The 2439-nt window shown below is 31.8% G+C and carries 2 protein-coding genes and 1 pseudogene; all 3 read right to left on the bottom strand.

From position 1 onward, the window contains the following. On the bottom strand, nucleotides 1-650 hold a 650-nt coding region (locus tag WBN21_RS04240; protein ID WP_424198048.1), incomplete at its 3' end, for an AAA family ATPase. A gap of 2 nt (nucleotides 651-652) precedes the next feature. Further along, complete coding sequence (locus WBN21_RS04245) at nucleotides 653-1858, bottom strand: DUF4350 domain-containing protein (RefSeq protein ID WP_424198049.1); 1206 nt, start codon at nucleotides 1856-1858, stop codon at nucleotides 653-655. Next, nucleotides 1855-2439 (bottom strand): annotated as a pseudogene (locus WBN21_RS04250) (hypothetical protein); the annotation flags it as partial. The pseudogene WBN21_RS04250 and the gene WBN21_RS04245, both read right to left, overlap by 4 nt.

Below are 2439 nucleotides of genomic sequence, written 5' to 3' on the forward strand. Positions count from 1 at the left end.
GGATAATTAACGTCTATTTTAAAAAGAAATCTATCTAATTGAGCTTCCGGTAACCTGTAAGTTCCTTCTTGTTCAATTGGGTTTTGAGTGGCTAAAACCATAAAAGGAGAATCCAATAAAAACTTATTTCCGTCAATGGTTATTTGCTGCTCTTCCATAACTTCAAACAAAGCGGCTTGCGTTTTTGCAGGAGCTCTATTAATTTCATCAATAAGAATCATGTTTGAAAAAATCGGTCCTTTTTTAAATTCGAATTCAGAGTCTTTCAAATTGAAAACAGAAGTTCCTAAAATATCGCTAGGCATTAAATCGGGTGTAAATTGAATTCGACTAAAACCAACACTTAGCGATTTTGCAAGTAATTTGGCTGTAATCGTTTTTGCAACACCGGGAACACCTTCAATAAGCGAATGTCCTTTAGCTAAAAGCGATGCAATTAGCATATCTACCATATCTTTTTGCCCGACAATAACTTTACCTATTTCTTGTTTGATTTTTTGCACACTCGTTTGGAGTTCAGTTAAATCCAAACGGTTTTGAAATTTTATATCGCCAGAGTCGTTTAATGCGCTATCATCAATTGAATTTACTACGTTTTCTGGTTTTGGCAAATAGTCCTGATGTGCTTTTTCTTCGTTGTTTTCGTCCATAATTATTTTGAATAAAATGCTTCTATATTTCTGTTGAGTTTTATCAAGTTTTCTTCGAAAAACTCATTCTTTGATTTCATTAAGTTAATGTAGTTTATCAACTTTTTTACATCTTCTTTTTTCTTTCCCGTTTTAGCGGCTAGATTTTCTGTAAATGCTTCATCTAAATTTGTGGTATCTAAATTTAATTCGCGTCGTATTTTTTCTAAAAAGTAAGCTATTTTTTTATCAATTAAGTTTTTGTGGTCTTTCGTATCAAAGTATAAATTAGATACCGTTTTCACGAAGGCTACGGTCGTGTTTTGTAAAGGTTTAATTATTCTAATAACGCGTTGTCTTCGCTTGGCGTTAAAAATCATAAACAGGATACCAAAAACAATAGCAGTAAACCAAGCCCATTTAAAAGACATTTGTTCTAAAAACCAACCCAAGTTAGAATTCTTTTCCACATCGCCATCATAACCAGTTTGCATTTTTGTGTACGAATCAAAATAGACGTTGTTATTTGGTAAATAAGACAAAGTCCTTTCAACATATTTATACCTGTCTTCCTTTAAAATATGGTAGTTGGTAAATGCTTTAGGCTCTAAATGTAAAAACACTTGGCCATCACCAAAAGGGATTTGTAGAAAATTAACGTGTTTATAATCGATTTTTGAATACCCTAAAACAGTATGATTTATGGAATCAAATTCTGAAAAATAGTGATCGCCTTTATTTCTGTCAAGCGTCATATCATCAAAATTAAAATGCTTTAATGATACATACGAAATGCTATCTTTTTCATTTTTTATATAATCAACACTTAGGTTTAAAGTATCGTGAAATTTTTGAGGGAAATAATAATCTGAAATGAATAAGGTGTTTCCAGCATCAACAAAACTTAGTAGTTCATCAACCGAATCATCCTCTAAATAATCAGAGTTTCCTATAATAATGTAACTGCCTTCAGCTACATGCTCACCATAACCATACTCGGAATTTGCGCTTAAATAACTAGCAGGTTGATGGTAAACGGTTCTCACTTTATAATCATTAAACAACCGCGGTAATTCCTTGTAAAGCACGCTAACACCATAGGGTTTGTTGCTTTTTTCATCAAAAGATTCTTCCCAATCAATAGTTTTGGTGCTTTTGACTCCAATAACCACCGAGGCGGTAATTACCAGTAGTACAATAATAATTATAACAGGCAGAATTTTTTTCATGAGTTTACCTGTTTTAAAAGGACTTCAATATTACTTTTTGCCTTATTATAATTCTCAAAATTCAATGGAAACTCACCATACCAAATGTAATTATAGAGGTAAGAGGTGTATGCGAAATCTTTACTAAAAGGTTTGTCGAATACTTCCTCCAAATATTCATTATTAGTTTTATCGTCTTCAAATTTTATATGGTTTTTTAGACTTAAAGTTTTTAAAACGAGCAGATAATAATAGCGAATGGCGAGTCTGTAATCGTTGTCGTTTTCAGCATTTTTAATAAAACTTAGAATGTCTGCATTTTCAATGTTTTCCGCGGTAATCTCCTCATAATTATTAATAGTTTTATTTCTGTTGGAAGTAAATAAATTTGCACCACCTTCATTTATTAAAATATAAACTAAAAAGCCGACTGCTAGTGCTATCGCGATATAAAATACCCATGCAAATGGACCAAAATTTATGCTAAAACTATCAGAATTATTACGCTCCTTTTGTTTTACGTTTCCTTTTTTGTAATCTTCATATTTGCCAGAGCCAGTTTTGGTTTGGGTAACAACATCTGTGCCTTCATAATTATATTT

It is taken from the genome of Algibacter sp. (assembly GCF_049667265.1).
In the GTDB taxonomy this organism is placed as follows: domain Bacteria; phylum Bacteroidota; class Bacteroidia; order Flavobacteriales; family Flavobacteriaceae; genus Algibacter_B.

What these genes read in the sequence shown, in the direction of transcription:
- WBN21_RS04245 (WP_424198049.1), bottom strand. Translation starts at nt 1,858, where the DNA reads ATGAAAAAAATTCTGCCTGTTATAATTATTATTGTACTACTGGTAATT.